This is a genomic window from Ruegeria sp. ABM4_193 (assembly GCF_056158705.1).
The window spans coordinates 476,211-496,042 of sequence record NZ_JBSWTT010000001.1 but is presented as its reverse complement, the minus strand read 5'-3'; the positions used below and the strand labels follow the sequence as shown (position 1 = coordinate 496,042).

The window sequence follows — 19,832 nt, the reverse complement described above, 5'->3', positions numbered from 1 at the left end:
AACGGGACTAATCTGATCCCGTGCCAACATAAAACTGGGAGACCGAAATGACCCTGATGAAATCCTTGATGAGCGCTGCCGCTGCCGTCGCTCTGACTGCAGGTGCCGCTCTGGCTGAACCGGCGCTGATCTTTGATCTGGGCGGCAAATTTGACAAATCGTTCAACGAAGCCGCCTATAACGGCGCGCAGCGTTGGGCAAATGAGACCGGTGGAAAGTACCGTGAGATCGAAATCCAGTCGGAAGCACAGCGTGAGCAGGCCCTGCGCCGCTTTGCCGAATCCGGTGCAAACCCGATCATCACCATGGGCTTTGGTATGGCTGATCCGCTGTCAGCAGTCGCGGGCGATTATCCGGATACCAAGTTCGTCGCCGTTGACGTGAACTGGTTGGACATTCCAAACATCCGTCAGATTGGCTTTGCCGAGCATGAAGGTTCGTACCTGGTTGGCATGATGGCCGCGATGGCGTCGGAATCGGGCACTGTTGGTTTCATCGGCGGTATGGATATTCCGCTGATCCGTCACTTTGGCTGTGGATACGCGCAGGGTGCCAAGGCTGTGAACCCTGACATCAACGTCGTGGCCAACATGACCGGCACCACTCCGGCTGCATGGAACGATCCTGTGAAAGGATCTGAACTGACCAAGGCACAGATCAGCCAAGGCGCAGACGTGATCTACGCAGCCGCCGGTGGCACCGGCGTTGGCGTTCTGCAAACCGCTGCCGACGAAGGCATCCTGTCGATTGGCGTGGACAGCAACCAGAACCACCTGCATCCGGGCAAAGTTCTGACCTCGATGCTCAAGCGCGTGGATGTTGCCGTTTATGAAGCAATGAAAGCAGGCGACGACGTAGAAACCGGTATCTTCACCATGGGTCTGGCCGAAGACGGTGTTGGCGTTGCGATGGATGAAAACAACGAAGCACTCGTGTCCGTCCGCATGGCAGACGCTGTAGACGATGCGCGTAGCGCCATCATCAACGGCGACATCAACGTTGTCAGCTATTACGAGAACGACAGCTGCCCGGCACTGCAGTTCTAAAAATACATACGGGGTGGGGGTTTCCTCCGCCCCGTTTTCCACTCTGCCGCGCCGTCCGTGCGGCCCTTTCGGCAATTGAGGACAAGACATGACCGTCCCCGCCATTGAGCTCAAAGGGATTTCCAAAGCCTTTGGGCCGGTTCAGGCCAACAAAGACATCTCGATCAGTGTCGCCCCCGGTACAATACACGGGATCATCGGTGAAAACGGCGCGGGCAAATCCACGCTGATGAGCATTCTCTACGGCTTCTACAAAGCCGACAAAGGCGAAATCTGGATCAACGGATCCAAGACAGATATCCCTGACAGCCAGGCCGCAATCGCTGCTGGCATCGGGATGGTATTCCAGCATTTCAAGCTGGTTGAAAACTTTACCGTTCTGGAAAATATCGTGCTGGGTGCCGAAGATGGCGGGCTGCTCGCCCCGTCTTTGTCCAAGGCGCGTAAAGAGTTGAAAGACCTGGAAGAAGAGTACGAACTGTTCGTCGACCCAGACAAACGCATCGACGAGATCGGTGTCGGTATGCAACAGCGCGTCGAAATTCTGAAGGCGTTGTATCGCAAGGCTGAGATTCTGATTCTGGACGAACCAACAGGCGTATTGACCCCAGCTGAAGCAGATCAGTTGTTCCGCATTCTCGACCGCCTGCGGGCCGAGGGGAAAACGATCATCGTGATTACGCACAAACTGCGTGAGATCATGGAGAATACCGACACCGTCTCGGTCATGCGACGGGGACAGATGACGGCAACTGTCAAAACGTCCGAAACCAGCCCCGAAGAGTTGGCCGAACTGATGGTAGGCCGCAAGGTTCTGCTTCAGGTCGACAAAGTTCCTGCCAAACCCGGTAAACCCATTCTTGAGATTGAAAAGCTGAGCGTTTTCGATTCGACAGGTGTGGAACGAGTCAAAGGTATTGACCTGACAGTCCGCGCTGGTGAAATCGTCGGCATCGCCGGGGTGGCTGGCAACGGACAATCCGAGCTGCTTGAGGTTCTGGGCGGTATGCGCCCGGGCCAGGGTTCGATCAAATTGAATGGTCAGCCTTTGGCACTGAGTGGCGCAGGATCGGACGGTCAGGCCCGCCGCGCCCAGCATATCGCACATGTGCCGGAAGACCGGCAGCGCGAAGGTTTGATTATGGATTTCCACGCGTGGGAAAACGTCGCCTTCGGCTATCATCGTGACCCGGCATACAAACGCGGCATCTTCATGGACAATGCCGCCTTGCGCGCCGATACCGAAGCCAAGATTGAAAAATTCGACGTCCGCCCGCCCGATCCATGGTTGGCGGCCAAGAGCTTTTCTGGCGGCAACCAGCAAAAGATCGTTGTCGCACGCGAGATCGAGCGCAACCCGGATCTGCTGCTGGTCGGACAACCCACACGCGGCGTAGACATCGGTGCGATCGAGTTCATTCACAAGCAGATCGTCGCTCTGCGTGATCAGGGCAAAGCCATTCTGTTGGTCTCGGTCGAGCTGGAAGAGATCTTTTCGCTTTCCGACCGGATTGCGGTGATGTTTGACGGACACATCATGGGTGAACGACTGCCCCATGAGACGGATGAAAAAGAACTGGGCCTGTTGATGGCCGGTGTTGCGGGAGAGGCCGCGTAACATGGAAAAAATGCCCAAATGGGCCGATGTCATCCTGATCCCGCTGATCAGTCTGATACTGGCCGCAATCCTGTCGGCGCTGGTCATCCTCGCCATTGGAGAAAACCCAATCGAAGCGGTTCAGCTGATGGTGACCGGCGCGCTGGGGTCGACCTATGGCTGGGGCTACACGCTCTACTACGCGACAAACTTCATGTTCACCGGACTTGCGGTTGCAGTGGCGTTCCACGCACGTCTCTTTAACATCGGCGGCGAAGGTCAGGCGATGCTGGGCGGGCTTGGCGTCGCTATGGTCTGCCTTTATGTCGATTGGCCCCATTGGAGCATTGCCTTGCTTGCGGCCTGCGCCGCATCAATGCTGTTCGGCGCATTTTGGGCCGCCATTCCGGCCTATTTGCAAGCCAAACGCGGCAGCCACATCGTGATCACCACGATCATGTTCAACTTTATCGCAGCCGCGTTCCTGAACTACATGCTGGTCAACATCATGCGCCCGCAAGGATCGCAGGACCCAGCCACCGCACGATTCCCCGAAACCGTTCACCTGCCGACCTTCCAGTCGATGTTCTCAACCGCTGAGAATGTGGTGTTCCGCGGGGCTCCGGCGAACATCACGTTCTTCATCGCGCTGCTGGCCTGTGTCGTTGTCTGGGCGCTGATCTGGCGGACCCGGCTGGGGTATGAAATCCGCGCCTATGGCCACTCGGAAACCGGGGCGGTTTACGCTGGTATTTCGCCCGTTCGGATCACCATCATAGCCATGCTGATCTCAGGCGCGCTGGCTGGTTTGATGGCCATCAACAACGTGATGGGCGAGGCCGAGCGGCTGGTTCTGAATTCGACCGAGGGCGCGGGCTTCATTGGTATCGCAGTCGCACTGATGGGCCGGTCCCACCCGTTTGGCGTTTTTCTGGCCGCCTTGCTGTTTGGTTTCCTCTATCAGGGCGGGGCGGAACTGGCCTTGTGGGCTTCGATCCCGCGTGAGCTGATCGTTGTTATTCAGGCGTTGGTCATTCTGTTCACCGGGGCGTTGGACAACATGGTGCGAATGCCGCTTGAAAAACTGTTCCTTGGTATGCGGAAGAGGGCTGAGTGATGGAATTCTTCGTTACCCTCATCCAGGTCCTGGATTCGACCATCCGCCTGTCCACCCCGCTGCTGCTGGCCTGTCTGGCCGGGCTTTATTCGGAACGTGCTGGTATCTTTGACATTGGCCTCGAAGGCAAAATGCTGATAGCGGCGTTCTTTTCCGCAGCCATTGCGGCTGTTACCGGTTCAGTTTGGTTGGGCTTGCTGGCGGGCATTGCAGCTTCATTGTTGCTGTCGGGGCTCCACGGGCTGGCGTCAATTACATTCCGAGGTAATCAGCTTATCTCGGGCGTGGCGATCAACTTTCTCGCTTCGGGTTTGACCGTACTGGTCGCCCAAAGCTGGTTCCAGCAAGGCGGGCGGACACCGTCCCTGTTTGGAGGTGGGCGATTTGAGCCCATCAATTTCCCATTTGCGGAAGCAATCAGCGGTGTGCCGATTATCGGCCCGATTTATTCCGAATTGCTCTCGGGTCACTCGATCCTGGTCTATGTGGCGTTTCTGATGGTTCCGGCGACATGGTGGGTTCTGTATCGCACCCGCTTTGGCCTGCGATTGCGGGCAGTGGGTGAGAACCCCGCTGCGGTTGATACAGCGGGCGTATCCGTGGTTGGCCTGCGCTTCGCAGCAGTCGCGATCTGTGGCGTTTTGTGCGGCATTGCGGGTGCCTATCTGGCCACCGCATTGCAGGCCGGGTTCGTCAAGGAAATGACAGCCGGGCGCGGGTTCATCGCACTGGCGGCGCTCATCTTTGCGAAATGGCGCCCCTGGCATGCCATGTGGGCCTGTCTGCTGTTTGGCCTGTTGCAAGCCGTTGCCCTGCGTTTCCAGAATATCGACCTGGGCGGAATTGTGATCCCGGTACAGGTGATGGACGCCCTGCCCTACATCCTGACAGTTGTGATTCTGGCCGGGTTTGTCGGCAAAGCCGTTCCCCCACGCGCCGGTGGCGAACCATACGTAAAGGAACGCTGATAAGTCCAGTTCAGGATCAATTCTGGGTCCTGTTCGCTGCAGAGCGGCATGCAGAGTTGATTTTGCATGCCGCACCCGCTCTAAGGGGGTATGCAAGTCTATCTGCCCATAGCCAAAGTTTCTGTCGGCGCTTCCCTAACGTTGGGCGGTGCTTTCAAAATCAAAGCTGATCTCGTTTTGCAATCAGAAGACATCTTTGGGCTCATCGAGCCGGGAGGCATGTGACAATGATATACATGCAAAAAACTGCATCAATGGCTTACCAATGGACTGCATGCGGCAGCGCGGCGACGCAAAACACAAAGTGACGGTATTATGTACATTTACCTGCCCATAGCCGAAGTATCGGTGAATGCATTCCTCCTGCTTGGTTTGGGTGGAATGGTTGGCGTCTTGTCCGGAATGTTCGGGGTCGGCGGCGGTTTTCTTATGACGCCGCTGCTGTTCTTCATCGGCATTCCACCAGCGGTGGCGGTTGCGACCGAGGCCAATCAGATTGTTGCTTCGTCCTTTTCCGGCGTGTTGGCCCATTTCCGACGAAAAACCGTAGACCTAAAGATGGGGACTGTGTTGCTTGTCGGGGGCCTGATCGGGGCCGCTTTGGGTGTGGTTGTCTTCAACTATCTCAAAAGCCTGGGTCAGGTCGATCTGCTGGTCAAACTGTGTTACGTCGTTTTCCTTGGCGTCATCGGCAGCCTGATGTTCGTCGAAAGCCTCAGGGCGCTGCGAAAGGCAAAACGAGGCGGAGCTGTTGCCGCGAAACGCCGTCAACGGGGCTGGATTCATGCCCTGCCCTTCAAAATGCGATTCCGCACATCTGGTCTTTACATCTCGGTCATTCCACCCGTTTTGGTTGGGCTTTGCGTCGGGGTTTTGTCTGCAATCATGGGTGTCGGCGGCGGCTTTATCATGGTTCCCGCCATGATTTACCTGTTGGGCATGCCCACAAAGGTTGTTGTCGGCACATCGCTGTTTCAAATCATCTTTGTGACGGCCTTCACCACGATGCTGCACGCCACCACGAACTATACGGTTGACATTGTTCTGGCGGTTCTGCTGCTGGTTGGCGGTGTGATTGGCGCGCAGATCGGTACTGTGATTGGCGCGCGTATGCCGGCAGAACAACTGCGCGTTTTGCTGGCTGCTTTGGTTCTGGCGGTGTGCGGCAAGCTTGCGCTTGATCTGCTTCTTGAACCTGCCGAGCTTTATTCGCTTGGAACCGGCGGAGGGCACTGAGAATGCTGCGTTCACTCATTGCCGCCTTTTGTCTTATGTGCCTGCCCGCGTTTGCTGCGGAAGAACAGGTTGTCCTTGGTCTTAGCCAGGATCGCGTTGCGATTACAGCGACCTTTGACGGCTCAGAGCTTCTCATCTTCGGGGCCATCAAACGGGAAACCCCGATTCCATCCGGCCCACCGGTCGAGGTCATCGTTGCGGTCGCTGGTCCGTCCGAGCCTGTCACGGTACGCCGCAAAGAACGGAAGCTGGGGATCTGGGTCAACACCGACAGTGTTCTCGTCGATCTTGCGCCCAGCTTTTACGCGGTCGCAACCAGCGGACCGTTGGATGACATTCTGACTGACACCGAAGATCTTCGTTATCGCATTTCGATAGAACGTGCGATCCGGTCCGTTGGTGCCGCGATGCATATCCGCGGCGCGCAGGATTTCGCAGACGCGGTAGTTCGCATTCGCGAGGAAGAAGACTTGTATTCCATCCGCGAAGACACGGTCGCCGTGGACGAACAAACACTGTTCCGCACCTCAATCGACATGCCTGCTGACCTGACAGAGGGGGATTATGCCGCCCGTATCTTCCTGACGCGCGGTGGAGAGGTGGTTTCGCAGTACGAAACAACCATCGATGTTCGCAAAGTTGGCCTGGAACGGTTCCTGTACAACATGTCGCGTCAGCAACCTGTCTGGTACGGTCTGATGTCTCTGGTCATCGCAATTGCTGCTGGCTGGGGCGCTTCGACGGCATTCCGTCTGTTGCGCGACAAGTAACGGTTATCCCCTGCCGATATAGGGCATGGTCGTCGCCATGACGGTCATGAACTGAACATTCGCCTCGGGCGGCAGGGTTGCCATATGCAGAACTGATCGCGCCGCGTCTTCGACGGCCATGGTCGGGTCAGGCGTTTCCCCCGCCGCCTGCGCCGCGTCCACCAGCCCCTGAACCATCTGTGTCCGGGCGTTCCCGATATCGATCTGCCCGCAGGCTATTCCAAAGCACCGCCCATCCAGAGACAGGCTGCGGGTCAGCCCGGTAATTGCATGTTTGGTCGCCGAATAATGCACAGAGTTCGGACGCGGAACATGGGCGGCAATCGAGCCGTTATTGATGATCCGCCCTCCTTGAGGGTCTTGCTGACGCATGATCCCAAAGGCTTCGCGTGCGCACAGGAACATGCCGTTCAGGTTGACGTTGACGCTTTGATACCAATCCTCCAGCGCAATTTCGTCGATGGTACCGCCCGGTGCAAAGATGCCTGCGTTGTTGAACAGGACGTCCAAACGCCTAACCTCGTCTGTAAACTTTCGGAACGCAGTCTTTACAGCCTCAGGGTCTGTTACATCCGCAGGCAGCGCAACGGCGTTGCCGTGCTTTTGTGCCAGGGCATTCAGCTTATCCGCACTGCGTGCCAACACGCCGACGGTCCACCCCTGGGCCAGGAACAGTTCCGCCGTGGCCAGTCCTATACCAGAGCTTGCGCCGGTAACGATAATGGATGTCATGTCTCTTCCGCCTCCAATGTCAGTGACGCCGCCGGGACAGCCCGCAGGTCGTCCACTCGCAGCGGATAAGTTGGCTTCGACAATCGGTTGCGGACGACCCAGATCAGACGTTCCTGCGCGCGCGTGATCGCCACATAAGCCAAACGTTTCCACAAGGGTTGTCCTGCCTCGGTCCGGCCCATTCGGGCTGCGGCGTAGATGTCCGGTGCAAAAACCTGAACCGTGTCCCACTGAGAACCTTGCGCCTTATGTATAGTCACTGCCGCACCGTGCAGGAACGTTGCGCCCATACGCGCCGCAAAGGGAATGAACGGTTCTTCCTCATCCGGCTTCTCGATCTGCACAATCGACGCCGCGCTGACCTGAGGGTCTTCGGCACCCATCACATGCAGCCGCGAGAATCCCGGCTTTCGCCCCGGCCCCAGGTACACTACCTGAGCCCCCTTGATCAGCCCGCGCGCCTCAAGATCCAGCCGTTTCTTACGATGTTTCAACGGCAGCTCGATCCCGTCACAAATCAGCGGTTCCCCTTCCAATAACTCGGTCTCTGGCGCGCCGTGGACGTTCCTGAACGCCTGAATAAGTCGAATGCGTGTTGCGTTGCGCCAAACCAAAACCGGGCTGCGCGCCATCAGGTCGACCTCGACCCGCTGCCCCCAGACCACCCTGTCGTCGCGGCGCGCCGTCTCTTCAACCAAACGCTCGAAGTCTTCAAACCCCATCGCCGGGTCAGCCAGAGCATGGGCCAGATCGAGGATTGGGTTGTCTGCATCCTGTCTGTGAACTCGTTGAAGCGTCAGTTTTCTGGGTTCGGGCAAGGCCTCGAACACCATGCTGCCCGATTGATTTACCGGTGCCAGCTGGGCCGGATCACCGAATAACAGAAGGGTTGGAAAAATCTCTTTCAGATCCTCGAATTGACGGTCGTCCAGCATCGACGCTTCATCGACAAACCCGATGTCCAAAGGTTCGTCGCGCCGTTTCCACCCCGTGATGAAATCCGATCCCCGCAATCCGGCAGCAGCCAGTGCCCCTGGCATGGATTTGTTGTTTTCATAAAACGCCGCAGCCCGATCCAGGGCTTCATCGGTCAGTCCTTCAATCTCGGGACGTTCATCGTTGCCCGCCAGCCATTCAGCGATGCGCTCGTATTCCGGGTCGTACACAGGCGTGTAGAGAATGCGGTGAATTGTGGTGGCGGGCACGCCGCGCAGACGCAGAACACTTGCGGCCTTGTTGGTGGGGGCCAGGATAGCAAGGCTACGCTTGTCCCTGGACTTGCGACTTTCATAGTCACCGGACACAATCTGCACCCCGGTCTCTGCCAGCGCCTTATACAGTTCAGCCAACAGCAGGGTTTTACCAGACCCAGCCTTGCCGATCACGGCCATTACGCCCGATTTCCCCGCCCCCGGCAGTTTGAGAAGGGCATCATCTTCCAGATCGACACCTGCTGATCGCAGCATCTCAGCGATGCTGTCAAATGCGGCGGCCTGATCATCAGAGAAGGTTACATTTTGCAAAGACATGGCGCGACCCTACAGGGCCGCGCCGACCATCACCAGATGCGGAATGGCGATTTCAGCCGCTTAGGCGGACAAGGCAAACCGGTGCTGCTTTTTGGGCCCAAAAGCCGTGTTGAACCACAGGCGTGACAGTTCGCGCGGGATGCCAGCACGTTTCGCGACGCGGTTGCAATCATCCGCAGAATAAGGCCACAATCCGACCGAGATCTGATCCCGCCCACTGCCCTGAGTGCCCAGAACCTCGGGCGATGAGCCGATCAGACGATAGATACGGATCATACGCGCATCAAACACACCGGCAATATGGGTCAGGCCAAAGCCCTCCATCATTTCACCACCGCTCAGCATAATGGCCCCGGCCGTATGAGGGCCTGCGTTGCGTGACAGGCAGAACCGTGTCACTTCCCAGATCAACGGACTGCAAATGGGTTTTCCGCCGTTGAGATGCCCGAAAACCTCGTTGATCATCACCCGACCCGTTGTGGGCAACACCCGCATCGAACCGCCATGACTGCCGTCTGGCTCTTCCCAGATGACATAAAGCGGGTTGAATGCGTCATACTCATCCCGCTCTTCCCCTTGTTCATTGACATGGACATCCCACCCCAGCCGGGTTTTGAACTGATCCGCTCGATCCTTGAACATCCCCTCTGCCAGAGTTGGAAATCTGTGCAACTCATCGGCATATAAATAACGCAACATGACTTATTCCCCTTGTCGTCCTGTGCAGGAACGAAGGGGGTACAGAGTCGTGGTTAATATTGCGTGTGGGGTGCGCGCTGGTCTTAAACCACTATTAATCCTCGGCTGAGCGCGGTTGCGATTGCATGCGTGGTGTTATGAGCGCCCAATTTCGATCGGGCGCTTTCGATATAGACCCGCAGCGTATGCTCTGAAATCGACAGCGAATGCGCCACTTGGGCACGGCTGTAGCCCAAAGCCAAAAGGGTAATAGCGTCTATTTCCCGTGGTGACAGATTTCGCGTGGAATCCGGTTGCCTGTCTTTTTCGAACTCAAGCGCTTTGCGGTTGATGAAATGCGCAACCAAAATCAAATCCCGCCCGTAGGTCGAAATAAAGCGTTGCCAGGTCTGATCATCGCAACTGTGGTTTACGGTGAATAGGGCAAACTGTCCGTTCGGACCTCGGATCGGAATGGAATAGCCTTGATTGCCAACACCGTGGTTACGGGCGTCTTGAAGAAAGGATTTTGCGATCCTGCTCGACCAGTCCAGAGATTTCCAGTCGACCGGATGAAATCTTTGGAAACACCCAAGAATAACCGGATCAATCCGATGGTAGTTCTTGTCCCGATAGCGTTCGTCCCAAGTGTCTGAATACGTGGTGTAACCGTACTGATCGCCCGCGCCATCAACCCAGTGATAGGTCAGATGTTCGACCTGAAGAATACTACGCAATCGCTCTGCAACGTTGCTGAGCTCTTCAAGCGTGTTGGTGTTTTCCAAATCCAGTAGGATTTGACCCAATTCGACTTCCGTTCCCATCCGCGGGCGCTCGTGCCTCGTTCTTCAGGGACGCAATCTCGGCCGCAGCGATCAGCCTTGTGTCATCCAGCTGCTCGGCAAGCGCGCTCAACCCGTTCGCAACGGCGAAAGCATTGAGGTCCGACAATACGTCCAATATCCACTCATTCTGCGCCATTAGGGTCTCTCTGAAACAGTTAACGAAGCGTTAACACAACCATAACATGTATGATCTTTTTCGACCTATTCACCGGTTTCTACTCCCCAAAAATAGCGGGGGAAGAAAATGTAAGTGTTTGAAAGTCCGCAAGGCTCTGTCAAAACGCAAATCACCCGCGAACCGGCCAAGCGATTCGCGGGTGTTTTTTGTCTACGTTCCCAAAGAGGGATCAATCTGCGTCGAGAACTTCTTCCAGGGTGCGCAAGCCAGTGCGGGGTGCCTGCACAAGGACAGACATGTTGCCCGGCTTATGTTCGTTCCGCAGCATCTTCATGTGCGCCTCGGGCAGATCGTTCCAGGTGAACACTTCTGACATGCAGGGATCCAGGCGACGTTCTACCATCAGCTTGTTTGCGGCAGCCGCCTGTTTGAGATGCGCAAAGTGCGACCCTTGCAGGCGCTTTTGGTGCATCCACATATAGCGCACGTCGAAGGTGCAGTTGAAGCCGGTAGTGCCGGCGCAGATCACGACCATACCGCCTTTTTTGACAACAAAGGTCGAGACCGGGAACGTGCTTTCGCCGGGGTGTTCAAACACCATATCCACGTTGTTGCCTTTGCCGGTGATGTCCCAGATCGCCTTGCCGAACTTGCGTGCTTCTTTGAACCATTCGGCATATTCCGGCGTGTTCACCGTAGGCAATTGCCCCCAGCAGTTGAAGTCCTTGCGGTTCAGAACACCCTTGGCACCCAAGCCCATGACGAAGTCGCGCTTGCTTTCGTCCGAGATCACGCCAATCGCATTTGCACCGGCCGTGTTGATCAGCTGGATCGCATAGGACCCCAGACCGCCCGACGCACCCCAAACCAGAACGTTCTGGCCCGGTTTCAGATCATGCGGCTCATGGCCAAAAAGCATCCGGTAAGCGGTCGCCAGAGTCAGGGTGTAGCATGCTGCTTCTTCCCAGGTCAGGTGCTTGGGGCGCGGCATCAACTGCTGCGCCTGAACGCGAGTGAACTGGCTGAACGACCCGTCCGGCGTCTCATAGCCCCAGATTCGCTGGCTGGGAGAGTACATCGGATCACCACCGTTGCATTCCTCGTCGTCGCCATCGTCCTGGTTGCAGTGGATAACGACTTCATCACCCACTTTCCACCGCTTCACCTTGTCGCCGACGGCCCAGACAATGCCTGACGCATCCGAACCGGCGATGTGATAAGGGGCTTTGTGACCATCAAACGGGCTGATCGGCTGCCCCAGAGCAGCCCAGACACCGTTGTAGTTGACGCCTGCCGCCATCACCAGAACCAGCACCTCGTTGCTGTCCAGTTCGGGCACGTCGACCACTTCCTGCTGCATTGCAGTATTCGGCTCGCCGTGGCGTTCCTTGCGGATGGCCCAGGCATACATCTGCTTGGGGACAAATCCCATCGGAGGGATCTCACCCATTTCATAGAGGTCCTTTTCGGGTGCCTCGTACGACGCGATACCGCTTTCGGTGTCCAAAGCCATGCTGGCCTCCTTTTTCTCAATACCATTGCCGCAACGCAGAATCGCGCGCTTCACAGACTGTGAATATTGACCGCCAAGTAATAATGCAACCGTTTTCGGCCTTGATTTGTAATTTTATGACCCAGCGGATGCAGAAAGTTATTTTGCAGCCGCAGTATTATCGGATTTCCTGTCGATTGGCACAGAAGCTGCATAATAGCCCAACAGATCCTCACGTTGACCTGAAAGGGTCAGATTGTCCCACTGGCGGCTTAAGATCCTGCGCTCGACCAACTGATTCACGGCGTTATCCACTGCCGTTTCGTCCTGATCCGACGTGTGGCCGTCTTCGGCCAACATAGACAGTATTTGGGATCGAACGGCCTCTTCAGGCAAAGATCCGTTCTGTTGCAACAACCGGCAAGCCGCAGGGGCCGGAACCAGCGGGATCGCCTGCCCGATGCGTTGCATCAGTTCTCGGGCCAAATCCGTCATGACATCGTCATCGCTGACAGCGCGAAATTCCTTCAGCGAAATCGGAACTCCATATCGTACAGAGGCGACGCCAAATCGCTTGTACCGCCCGATCAGACGTCGCCAGAGCTGCTTGAGAATCCAGCGCGAGATCACGCCGATCCGAGCGCGAAACCGGCGCTCTGACCCCAAGGCTGCGCGGGTCAGGATGGCATCTTCAAGCACCCGGTCATAGTTCAATGCGACGGGAACAAAAACCACATCACGCCCGTCGGGCGAGGTTCCATCCATAATGTATTTCAGCAAACCCAACTTTGGGCGACCCAGTGCGCCGGTCAGGCTTAAGCCGCCTTCCGGGAACATGGCTTGCGTCACACCAGCTTCGGTCGCATGGCGCACATAGCAGGACAGCACTTGCCGATAGAGCTCGCTGCCTGATTTGCGTCGAATAAAGTAAGCTCCCATCGCGCGAATCAAACGGCTTAGCGGCCAAACGCGCGCCCATTCGCCAACAGCATAAGACAAGGCAGATTGCTGTGCCGCCAGATAGGTCACAAGCACATAGTCCATATTGCTGCGATGGTTCATCACAAAAACCACGGTGGCGTCCGGATCGATGTTCTTTATCGCAGCCTCGTCTTGATGGCTGAGTCGGACTTCGTAAAACGTATTGCTCAACAGACGGGCGAGACGGATGGCAAAGCTGAAATAGGCAAAAGCGGAAAACGACGGAACAATCTCGCGCGCGTAGCGACGGGCTTTTTCAAAAGCGACCGCCTCGGGAATGCCTTCGTCCTGTGCATGTTGTTGAACCGCACGTCCGACCTGAGGGTCGTAAATCAACTGCTGGATCATGTCGTGCCGCCGCGCCAGCTTGAACGGTTGAATGGGGCGTTGAAGCCTTTGATTCAGGCGCGAAACGGCGCGTTCCAACCTGCGGCGAAAAAACCAACGCACCGAAGGGAACAGGAAATGCGAAGCAAAAGTGACCATGGCAAAGACCACGATCAGCAGGAAAAGCCAAAGCGGAAGTTCCACGGTTTGCGTCATGGCGGCACATTGCCACCAATCGCAACTGCCCACAATCTGAACAATTGAAGGATGCCGCAACGCAGCGAATTGACATATCCCGAAAATTGCGCTTTAGAACCCCAAGACGTAATTTTATTGCCCACCGAAGCACGAGGCCCCGCTATGACGCAGACGCAGAAAGATCGCCCCTGGCTCATCCGAACCTATGCCGGTCATTCCACGGCCAAAGCCTCGAATGCGCTTTACCGGGGGAACCTGGCGAAAGGGCAAACCGGTCTGTCCGTGGCCTTCGATCTGCCGACGCAAACGGGCTATGACAGCGACCACACCTTGGCGCGCGGTGAAGTCGGTAAAGTAGGTGTTCCCGTTTGTCATTTGGGCGACATGAGGGTTCTGTTCGACCAAATCCCGCTTGAGCAGATGAACACCTCGATGACGATCAACGCCACTGCCCCATGGCTTTTGGCGCTTTATATCGCTGTCGCGGAAGAGCAAGGCGCAGATGTGTCGAAATTGCAGGGCACGGTTCAGAATGACCTGATCAAGGAATATCTGAGCCGCGGCACTTATGTTTGCCCGCCCAAACCGTCGCTCAAGATGATCGCGGACGTGGCCGAGTATTGCTATACCAACGTCCCCAAGTGGAACCCTATGAACGTGTGTTCGTACCACCTGCAGGAAGCTGGCGCGACACCGGAACAGGAACTGGCCTATGCGTTGGCCACTGCCATCGCCGTGTTGGACGAACTGCGCCCGCGCGTACCGGCAGAAGATTTTCCAGCGCTGTGCGGTCGGATTTCGTTTTTCGTAAACGCGGGTATCCGTTTTGTTACCGAAATGTGCAAGATGCGCGCCTTTGTGGATCTTTGGGACGAGATTCTGCAACAACGCTATGGTGTCGAGAACCCCAAATTTCGCCGATTCCGCTATGGAGTGCAGGTGAACTCGTTGGGTCTGACGGAACAGCAGCCAGAAAACAACGTCTATCGCATCCTGATCGAGATGCTGGCCGTGACGCTGTCGAAAAACGCGCGCGCCCGTGCGGTGCAGTTGCCCGCGTGGAACGAGGCTCTTGGCCTGCCGCGCCCCTGGGATCAGCAATGGTCGATGCGGATGCAGCAGATTCTGGCATATGAGACCGACTTGCTGGAATTCGACGATTTGTTCGATGGCAACCCCGCCGTCGATGCCAAAGTTGAAGACCTGAAAACAGGTGCGCGGGCCGAGTTGGCAAACCTGGACTCGATGGGTGGAGCGGTAGCTTCCATCGAGTACATGAAATCCCGCCTCGTAGACTCGAACGCAGACCGGCTGAACCGGATCGAACGGAACGAAACCGTTGTTGTTGGTGTGAACAAATGGATTGAAGGTGAGGCCTCACCTTTGCAGGCCGAAGATGGCGGCATCATGGTTGTCGATCCTGCGGTTGAACAAGAACAGATCGACCGCCTGAGCCAATGGCGTGCAGAACGCGACGACGCAGCAGTCACGGCAGCCTTGGCAGCCTTGCGCGAAGCAGCGCAGACCGGAGCCAACGTGATGGAACCTTCGATCGCTGCGGCCAAAGCAGGTGTCACCACTGGCGAATGGGCGGAAGAGATGCGCAAGGTCTATGGCACGTATCGCGGCCCAACCGGTGTCTCGGGATCTGTTTCGAACAAAACTGAAGGGTTGGACGATCTGCGCGCTGCGGTCGACGCGGTCAGTGACAAACTGGGTCGTCGCCTCAAGTTCCTAGTCGGGAAACCCGGTTTGGATGGCCATTCCAACGGGGCAGAACAGATCGCCTTCCGCGCGCGTGATTGCGGTATGGACATCAGCTATGAGGGCATCCGCCTGACCCCTGAAGAAATCGTGGACGCCGCGCGCGAAGACGACGCGCATGTGATCGGCCTGTCCATCCTGTCCGGCAGCCACCTGCCGCTGGTCGAAGAGGTATTGTCACGCCTGCAAAAAGAAGGGCTGTCCCATATTCCGGTTGTTGTCGGTGGGATTATTCCCGATGAAGATGCCGAAAAATTGAAAGCCATGGGGGTGGCCAAAGTTTACACCCCTAAGAACTTTGAATTGAACGCAATTATGGGCGATATCGTCGTTTTGGCAGACCCCAAAACGCTTGCCGCTGAATAATTGAGGCGTTTACTTCTTTTTTCCCCGTTTCTGTCCTTTATATCTTTGGGATGGAATAATCCTGTTTTTGGAAATACGGTGCGCGCAAATGCGCACCGTAATTTAATTCAATCGGAGAGGACTGATGGGGATCAATCTGGAACAAATGTCGCGAAAAGAACTGTTATCTTTACGTGACGAAATAGAAAAAGCGCTTGTCAGCGCCGAAAAACGCGAACGGCAAGAGGCTTTGAAGGCGGCAGAAAAAGCCGCGGCAGAGTTCGGCTTTTCGTTGTCTGAATTGTCCAGCGATGCGCCACGTGGCGGAAAAACGCCTAAAACCAAAGCGAAGTACCGCAACCCGTCGAACCCGGAACAGACCTGGACGGGGCGAGGCCGCAAACCTCAATGGGTGCATGACGCCTTAAAAGCTGGTGCGGATATTTCCGAACTGGAAATTTGATCAAGGTAAACTGAACAAATGACCATTCACATTGGCGCTGAAAAAGGCGAAATCGCAGAAACGGTTCTTTTACCCGGAGATCCTTATCGGGCCAAATGGGCTGCTGAAACGTTTTTGACAGATGTAAAGCAGGTCAATGACGTTCGTGGAATGCTTGGCTTTACCGGAAAATGGAAAGGAAACCCTGTTACTATTCAGGGCAGTGGTATGGGGATGCCCTCTCTTTCCATTTACGTGAATGAACTGATCCGCGATTACGATGCTAAAACTTTGATCCGTATCGGTTCATGTGGCGGCATGCAGGACAGCGTTAAAGTGCGGGATGTCATTCTGGCAATGACATCAACTACGCTCGGCACCCCTTCGCGGGGCATCATGAAAGAGCTGAACTTTGCGCCCTGCGCCGACTGGGGTTTGTTGCAGGCGGCGGCAGCAGCGGCAGCGGCCAAAGGAACACCGACGCATGTTGGCGGAATTTACTCCTCCGACGTCTTTTATGACGAGCGCCCGGATCTGAACGAGCAGATGGTGCGTCACGGCATTCTGGGCGTCGAAATGGAAGCTGCAGAGCTGTACATCCTGGCGGCACGCCACAAGTGCCGGGCGTTGGCCGTACTCACTGTTTCCGATCACCTTTTGACCGGAGAAGCTTTGCCGTCGTCTGAGCGCGAGCGCAGCTTTGGTGACATGGTGGAAATCGCCCTTCAGGCGGCTTTCCCGAACACCTGACAATAGGCAGGCACCACCAGATGCCTGTCGTATTTATCGCCCGTGCGTGCGATCATACCCATTGCGCGCCGGGCTTTGCCATCCTTTCAAATCACCTTCAGCGGGTGCAAATGTTTCGACCAGCAATGGGAAACAGGCGGCCGTGTCCGAGGAATGCTCGGACGAACAATCCCCGCCCGGACAAGCACTCAGATTGCCGAGCAGATCAATCTCGGCAAAGAACTCAAGATAATCACCCGGGCGCACGGGTGAGGCTTTCATAAAGTACTCACCTGTATCGCGCGTAAACCCGGTGCACATAAAGACGTTCAGTACATCATGCACTGCAAGTTCGGCCTCGGCCAGCGGAAGATCCAGATGGTCCGCAAGCGCGCGGGTCAGGTTTGAATGGCAGCAGTGGTGGTATTGCGTACCCGACAACAGGTTGCCCGTATACGGATCGCACCGCGTACCGATAACGTCATGGACCGACCCGCCAAAGGCGTCGATCCCGTACCATTCCAGCGTGTCTTCAACGATCGTGGCCATAGGACGCAGATGGGGAAAGCTGGACCACATCTGTTCTCCGGTAGTCAGATGCGTTCCATGCAGGGCGCGGGTTTTACCTGAATAGAACCGCTCGGACAGGTCATTGCGATTCCATATGTTCAAATCACCGACCTGAGGGCCTTCGACGGACGTAATTCGAAAAAAGTGCCCTGCCGGCACCTCAAAACATCGCGCATCGCGCGGGGGAACCAGAACCTCGCCCGTTTTGATTGCGCTTTGGCGCAGGGTTCGCATCCACGACACATCTGGTCGTGGCAACGCGTCGTTCGGGTAGCAGATTACGGGGGCCAGCGCGCGACGCGCCTCAGCATCTTCAGGAACGGGGATAGGGCGTTCAGAACGTGTCATGCGATGCAGACTGGCGCATAACGCTGCCTGCGAAAAGCAGATAATTAGTTGTCGCGCGCCCTCAAACACCGCAAAGGCTGGTCCTGAGAAGTGATTTCAGCGCCGCAGAAGCTGCACCGCCAGACGCCATGGCTTTTGTCTTGGCGCCACCGACAATTACGCGTCAGCGTAGAATGACGAGCGCGCCAGACAAAATAGCCGAATACACCGGCCGCCAGCAGAAGCAGAAGAACAGGCATTGCCTTGCTTTGCCGATTAGCCGTCGTAATTCAAGTCTTACCGCCCGTATCAGGCTGCGTTTGCGTATTCGAACAACTCAGGTTCTTTGTCAGCTTTCACGGGTTCTGACACGTAATACGCCCATGCCTGCTCAAGCAGTTCCAACGCTTCTTTCGCGTCGGTTTTTTGTTTGGAAGTGTCCTTGCTCATTGGAGTGATCCTGACTTAATCTCATCACTCCTCCCTGCTCAAAAAAATAAGGCAACGCAGCCGGGGCTGCATCGCCTAAATTTGCAAGTTTGACATGCGCTTAACGCAAAACGCAACGTCGCTTATACAGCGCGTTCCACCATCATCTTCTTGATTTCGGCAATCGCCTTGGCTGGGTTCAGACCTTTGGGACAGGTCTTGGCGCAATTCATGATGGTGTGACAGCGATACAACTTGAACGGATCTTCCAGCTCATCCAGACGTTCGCCTGTGGCCTCATCGCGGCTGTCGATAATCCAGCGATACGCATGCAGCAACGCGGCGGGGCCAAGATACCGGTCACCGTTCCACCAATAGCTGGGGCACGAGGTCGAGCAGCTTGCGCACATCACGCATTCATAGAGACCATCCAGCTTCTTGCGGTCCTCGATCGACTGTTTCCATTCTTTCGCAGGACGGTTGGTCTTGGTTTCCAACCACGGCATGATCGACGCGTGTTGCGCGTAGAAGTGGGTCAGATCAGGGATCAGGTCCTTGACCACCGGCATATGCGGCAGCGGATAAATTTTCACGTCGCCCTTGATCTCGTCCATGCCGTAAATGCAGGCCAGTGTGTTGATCCCGTCGATGTTCATCGCACAAGAGCCACAGATGCCTTCGCGGCACGACCGGCGGAAGGTCAACGTTGGGTCGATCTCGTTCTTGATCTTGATCAGCGCGTCCAGAACCATCGGGCCACAGGTATCCATGTCGACGAAATATGTATCGACACGCGGGTTCTGACCGTCATCGGGATTCCAGCGATAGATCTGGAACTTGCGCACATTCTTCGCGCCATCCGGCTTGGGCCAGGTCTTGCCGGTGGTAATCCGGGAATTCTTGGGCAGGGTCAGTTGAACCATGTCAATTCTCCATTCAGCACAAGGCCGCCTTTCAGCCTGTCCGGGCGCGATCAGACGCCCCTCGGTTATAATGGCCCCAATGGGCAATGTTTACGTCGAAATCCGGTGAGAGCCAGTCCGCAACGCGTTGTGGGTCATCTTTGTCGATATCATAGCGCAGGAAGCGAGGATTTCCGTCGAAATAGGTTTCGACTTCGGCATGGTGCACATCGTACATATGCCTCCAGCCCTGTTTCACCTCATCCGCCGTTTGGCCATTTGCCTTGCAGCACCGCTCCAGATAGCCACCGCTGGAATGGCTGGCCCGTGACGTAATCCAGTCCTCGCAATTGCGCGTGTTCAGCACGAAGTAAGCATCCGGGTAAGCCGCGTGCAGTTCACGAAAGAGCCGAGCGCCGTCCAGCATGAAGCGTGAATTGACAAAGGCAATGTCAGTGAATGCCCGGACTGCACCGAACCCGTCCAAGGGCCTGCGCCCCATGGCAATGTTGGTCATCATACGATGCGCTAGGTTTTGTCCCTGTTCATCTTCCCAATGCGCGGACGGAATTCCGCTGTTCAGAAACAGCTTGTGAAACGAAGTCGTCGCACAACGGTTCAAACCGATCAGGATGATCTTGGGGTCACTTGACCCGGACTTCAAAACTTCGACCGTCATGACAAGCACCA

The 19,832-nt window shown here is 56.2% G+C and carries 19 protein-coding genes; 9 read left to right on the top strand and 10 right to left on the bottom strand.

Annotated features, from left to right (window positions below; genetic code table 11):
* The first annotated feature begins 47 nt into the window (after positions 1 to 47).
* The 6 genes from ACXADZ_RS02440 to ACXADZ_RS02415 all read left to right on the top strand — a co-directional run bounded on the left by ACXADZ_RS02440 (position 48) and on the right by ACXADZ_RS02415 (position 6,734).
* Positions 48 to 1,046 carry a BMP family lipoprotein gene (locus ACXADZ_RS02440; protein WP_171093623.1) on the top strand — a complete coding sequence of 333 codons (999 nt, stop codon included), beginning with the start codon at positions 48 to 50 and terminating at the stop codon, positions 1,044 to 1,046.
* Positions 1,047 to 1,134: 88 nt separating this feature from the next.
* Positions 1,135 to 2,664: an ABC transporter ATP-binding protein gene (locus ACXADZ_RS02435; protein ID WP_171647382.1), complete on the top strand. Its 1,530-nt coding sequence runs from the start codon at positions 1,135 to 1,137 to the stop codon at positions 2,662 to 2,664.
* A gap of 1 nt (position 2,665) precedes the next feature.
* Positions 2,666 to 3,760: an ABC transporter permease gene (locus ACXADZ_RS02430; RefSeq protein WP_171093627.1), complete on the top strand. Its 1,095-nt coding sequence runs from the start codon at positions 2,666 to 2,668 to the stop codon at positions 3,758 to 3,760.
* On the top strand, positions 3,760 to 4,728 hold the full coding sequence (locus tag ACXADZ_RS02425) for an ABC transporter permease (protein ID WP_171093630.1): 969 nt from the start codon (positions 3,760 to 3,762) through the stop codon (positions 4,726 to 4,728). The genes ACXADZ_RS02430 and ACXADZ_RS02425 overlap by 1 nt, the downstream gene beginning before the upstream one ends.
* A gap of 315 nt (positions 4,729 to 5,043) precedes the next feature.
* Positions 5,044 to 5,964: a sulfite exporter TauE/SafE family protein gene (locus tag ACXADZ_RS02420; protein ID WP_171093632.1), complete on the top strand. Its 921-nt coding sequence runs from the start codon at positions 5,044 to 5,046 to the stop codon at positions 5,962 to 5,964.
* A gap of 2 nt (positions 5,965 to 5,966) precedes the next feature.
* The gene (locus ACXADZ_RS02415; protein ID WP_475192425.1) at positions 5,967 to 6,734 is read left to right on the top strand and encodes a TIGR02186 family protein; all 768 of its coding nucleotides are present in this window, start codon (positions 5,967 to 5,969) and stop codon (positions 6,732 to 6,734) included.
* 3 nt (positions 6,735 to 6,737) lie between these two features.
* Here ACXADZ_RS02415 and ACXADZ_RS02410 read toward each other — a convergent pair whose 3' ends face one another.
* The 6 genes from ACXADZ_RS02410 to ACXADZ_RS02385 all read right to left on the bottom strand — a co-directional run bounded on the left by ACXADZ_RS02410 (position 6,738) and on the right by ACXADZ_RS02385 (position 13,652).
* A complete protein-coding gene (locus ACXADZ_RS02410) occupies positions 6,738 to 7,466 on the bottom strand; it encodes an SDR family oxidoreductase (RefSeq protein ID WP_475192423.1) in 729 nt (242 codons plus the stop codon).
* The gene (locus ACXADZ_RS02405) at positions 7,463 to 8,995 is read right to left on the bottom strand and encodes an ATP-dependent DNA helicase (RefSeq protein WP_475192422.1); all 1,533 of its coding nucleotides are present in this window, start codon (positions 8,993 to 8,995) and stop codon (positions 7,463 to 7,465) included. Before ACXADZ_RS02405 ends, ACXADZ_RS02410 begins: the two co-directional genes overlap by 4 nt.
* A 60-nt stretch (positions 8,996 to 9,055) precedes the next feature.
* Positions 9,056 to 9,694: an acyl-homoserine-lactone synthase gene (locus ACXADZ_RS02400; protein WP_475192420.1), complete on the bottom strand. Its 639-nt coding sequence runs from the start codon at positions 9,692 to 9,694 to the stop codon at positions 9,056 to 9,058.
* 83 nt (positions 9,695 to 9,777) lie between these two features.
* The gene (locus tag ACXADZ_RS02395) at positions 9,778 to 10,497 is read right to left on the bottom strand and encodes a helix-turn-helix transcriptional regulator (protein ID WP_171183979.1); all 720 of its coding nucleotides are present in this window, start codon (positions 10,495 to 10,497) and stop codon (positions 9,778 to 9,780) included.
* A 368-nt stretch (positions 10,498 to 10,865) separates the two neighbouring features.
* The gene (gene ccrA, locus ACXADZ_RS02390) at positions 10,866 to 12,149 is read right to left on the bottom strand and encodes a crotonyl-CoA carboxylase/reductase (protein ID WP_171093644.1); all 1,284 of its coding nucleotides are present in this window, start codon (positions 12,147 to 12,149) and stop codon (positions 10,866 to 10,868) included.
* 138 nt (positions 12,150 to 12,287) lie between these two features.
* A complete protein-coding gene (locus ACXADZ_RS02385) occupies positions 12,288 to 13,652 on the bottom strand; it encodes a 1-acyl-sn-glycerol-3-phosphate acyltransferase (RefSeq protein ID WP_475192417.1) in 1,365 nt (454 codons plus the stop codon).
* Positions 13,653 to 13,796: 144 nt separating this feature from the next.
* Between ACXADZ_RS02385 and ACXADZ_RS02380 the strand changes: the two genes are divergently transcribed.
* The 3 genes from ACXADZ_RS02380 (at position 13,797) to deoD (ending at position 16,935) form a co-directional block, all read left to right on the top strand.
* On the top strand, positions 13,797 to 15,764 hold the full coding sequence (locus ACXADZ_RS02380; RefSeq protein ID WP_475192415.1) for a protein meaA: 1,968 nt from the start codon (positions 13,797 to 13,799) through the stop codon (positions 15,762 to 15,764).
* Positions 15,765 to 15,888: 124 nt separating this feature from the next.
* Positions 15,889 to 16,206, top strand: coding sequence for an H-NS histone family protein (locus ACXADZ_RS02375; RefSeq protein ID WP_171093651.1), 318 nt, complete (start codon positions 15,889 to 15,891; stop codon positions 16,204 to 16,206).
* Between the two features lie 18 nt (positions 16,207 to 16,224).
* Positions 16,225 to 16,935: a purine-nucleoside phosphorylase gene (deoD, locus tag ACXADZ_RS02370; RefSeq protein ID WP_171093653.1), complete on the top strand. Its 711-nt coding sequence runs from the start codon at positions 16,225 to 16,227 to the stop codon at positions 16,933 to 16,935.
* Positions 16,936 to 16,968: 33 nt separating this feature from the next.
* Here the strand turns inward: deoD and ACXADZ_RS02365 are convergent, their stop codons facing one another.
* The 4 genes from ACXADZ_RS02365 to ACXADZ_RS02350 form a co-directional block, all read right to left on the bottom strand.
* On the bottom strand, positions 16,969 to 17,832 hold the full coding sequence (locus tag ACXADZ_RS02365) for an urea carboxylase-associated family protein (RefSeq protein WP_475192414.1): 864 nt from the start codon (positions 17,830 to 17,832) through the stop codon (positions 16,969 to 16,971).
* A 288-nt stretch (positions 17,833 to 18,120) separates the two neighbouring features.
* Complete coding sequence (locus ACXADZ_RS02360; RefSeq protein WP_475192412.1) at positions 18,121 to 18,261, bottom strand: hypothetical protein; 141 nt, start codon at positions 18,259 to 18,261, stop codon at positions 18,121 to 18,123.
* 122 nt (positions 18,262 to 18,383) lie between these two features.
* On the bottom strand, positions 18,384 to 19,163 hold the full coding sequence (locus ACXADZ_RS02355) for a succinate dehydrogenase iron-sulfur subunit (protein WP_050604073.1): 780 nt from the start codon (positions 19,161 to 19,163) through the stop codon (positions 18,384 to 18,386).
* Between the two features lie 31 nt (positions 19,164 to 19,194).
* Positions 19,195 to 19,821 carry a sulfotransferase gene (locus ACXADZ_RS02350; protein ID WP_475192410.1) on the bottom strand — a complete coding sequence of 209 codons (627 nt, stop codon included), beginning with the start codon at positions 19,819 to 19,821 and terminating at the stop codon, positions 19,195 to 19,197.
* Positions 19,822 to 19,832: the final 11 nt, after the last annotated feature.

Excerpts from the sequence above, each read along its gene's own strand:
- ACXADZ_RS02440 (WP_171093623.1), top strand. The coding sequence starts at position 48 with ATGACCCTGATGAAATCCTTGATGAGCGCTGCCGCTGCCGTCGCTCTG.
- ACXADZ_RS02435 (WP_171647382.1), top strand. The coding sequence starts at position 1,135 with ATGACCGTCCCCGCCATTGAGCTCAAAGGGATTTCCAAAGCCTTTGGG.
- ACXADZ_RS02430 (WP_171093627.1), top strand. The coding sequence starts at position 2,666 with ATGGAAAAAATGCCCAAATGGGCCGATGTCATCCTGATCCCGCTGATC.
- ACXADZ_RS02425 (WP_171093630.1), top strand. The coding sequence starts at position 3,760 with ATGGAATTCTTCGTTACCCTCATCCAGGTCCTGGATTCGACCATCCGC.
- ACXADZ_RS02420 (WP_171093632.1), top strand. The coding sequence starts at position 5,044 with ATGTACATTTACCTGCCCATAGCCGAAGTATCGGTGAATGCATTCCTC.
- ACXADZ_RS02415 (WP_475192425.1), top strand. The coding sequence starts at position 5,967 with ATGCTGCGTTCACTCATTGCCGCCTTTTGTCTTATGTGCCTGCCCGCG.
- ACXADZ_RS02410 (WP_475192423.1), bottom strand. The coding sequence starts at position 7,466 with ATGACATCCATTATCGTTACCGGCGCAAGCTCTGGTATAGGACTGGCC.
- ACXADZ_RS02405 (WP_475192422.1), bottom strand. The coding sequence starts at position 8,995 with ATGTCTTTGCAAAATGTAACCTTCTCTGATGATCAGGCCGCCGCATTT.
- ACXADZ_RS02400 (WP_475192420.1), bottom strand. The coding sequence starts at position 9,694 with ATGTTGCGTTATTTATATGCCGATGAGTTGCACAGATTTCCAACTCTG.
- ACXADZ_RS02395 (WP_171183979.1), bottom strand. The coding sequence starts at position 10,497 with ATGGGAACGGAAGTCGAATTGGGTCAAATCCTACTGGATTTGGAAAAC.
- ccrA (WP_171093644.1), bottom strand. The coding sequence starts at position 12,149 with ATGGCTTTGGACACCGAAAGCGGTATCGCGTCGTACGAGGCACCCGAA.
- ACXADZ_RS02385 (WP_475192417.1), bottom strand. The coding sequence starts at position 13,652 with ATGACGCAAACCGTGGAACTTCCGCTTTGGCTTTTCCTGCTGATCGTG.
- ACXADZ_RS02380 (WP_475192415.1), top strand. The coding sequence starts at position 13,797 with ATGACGCAGACGCAGAAAGATCGCCCCTGGCTCATCCGAACCTATGCC.
- ACXADZ_RS02375 (WP_171093651.1), top strand. The coding sequence starts at position 15,889 with ATGGGGATCAATCTGGAACAAATGTCGCGAAAAGAACTGTTATCTTTA.
- deoD (WP_171093653.1), top strand. The coding sequence starts at position 16,225 with ATGACCATTCACATTGGCGCTGAAAAAGGCGAAATCGCAGAAACGGTT.
- ACXADZ_RS02365 (WP_475192414.1), bottom strand. The coding sequence starts at position 17,832 with ATGACACGTTCTGAACGCCCTATCCCCGTTCCTGAAGATGCTGAGGCG.
- ACXADZ_RS02360 (WP_475192412.1), bottom strand. The coding sequence starts at position 18,261 with ATGAGCAAGGACACTTCCAAACAAAAAACCGACGCGAAAGAAGCGTTG.
- ACXADZ_RS02355 (WP_050604073.1), bottom strand. The coding sequence starts at position 19,163 with ATGGTTCAACTGACCCTGCCCAAGAATTCCCGGATTACCACCGGCAAG.
- ACXADZ_RS02350 (WP_475192410.1), bottom strand. The coding sequence starts at position 19,821 with ATGACGGTCGAAGTTTTGAAGTCCGGGTCAAGTGACCCCAAGATCATC.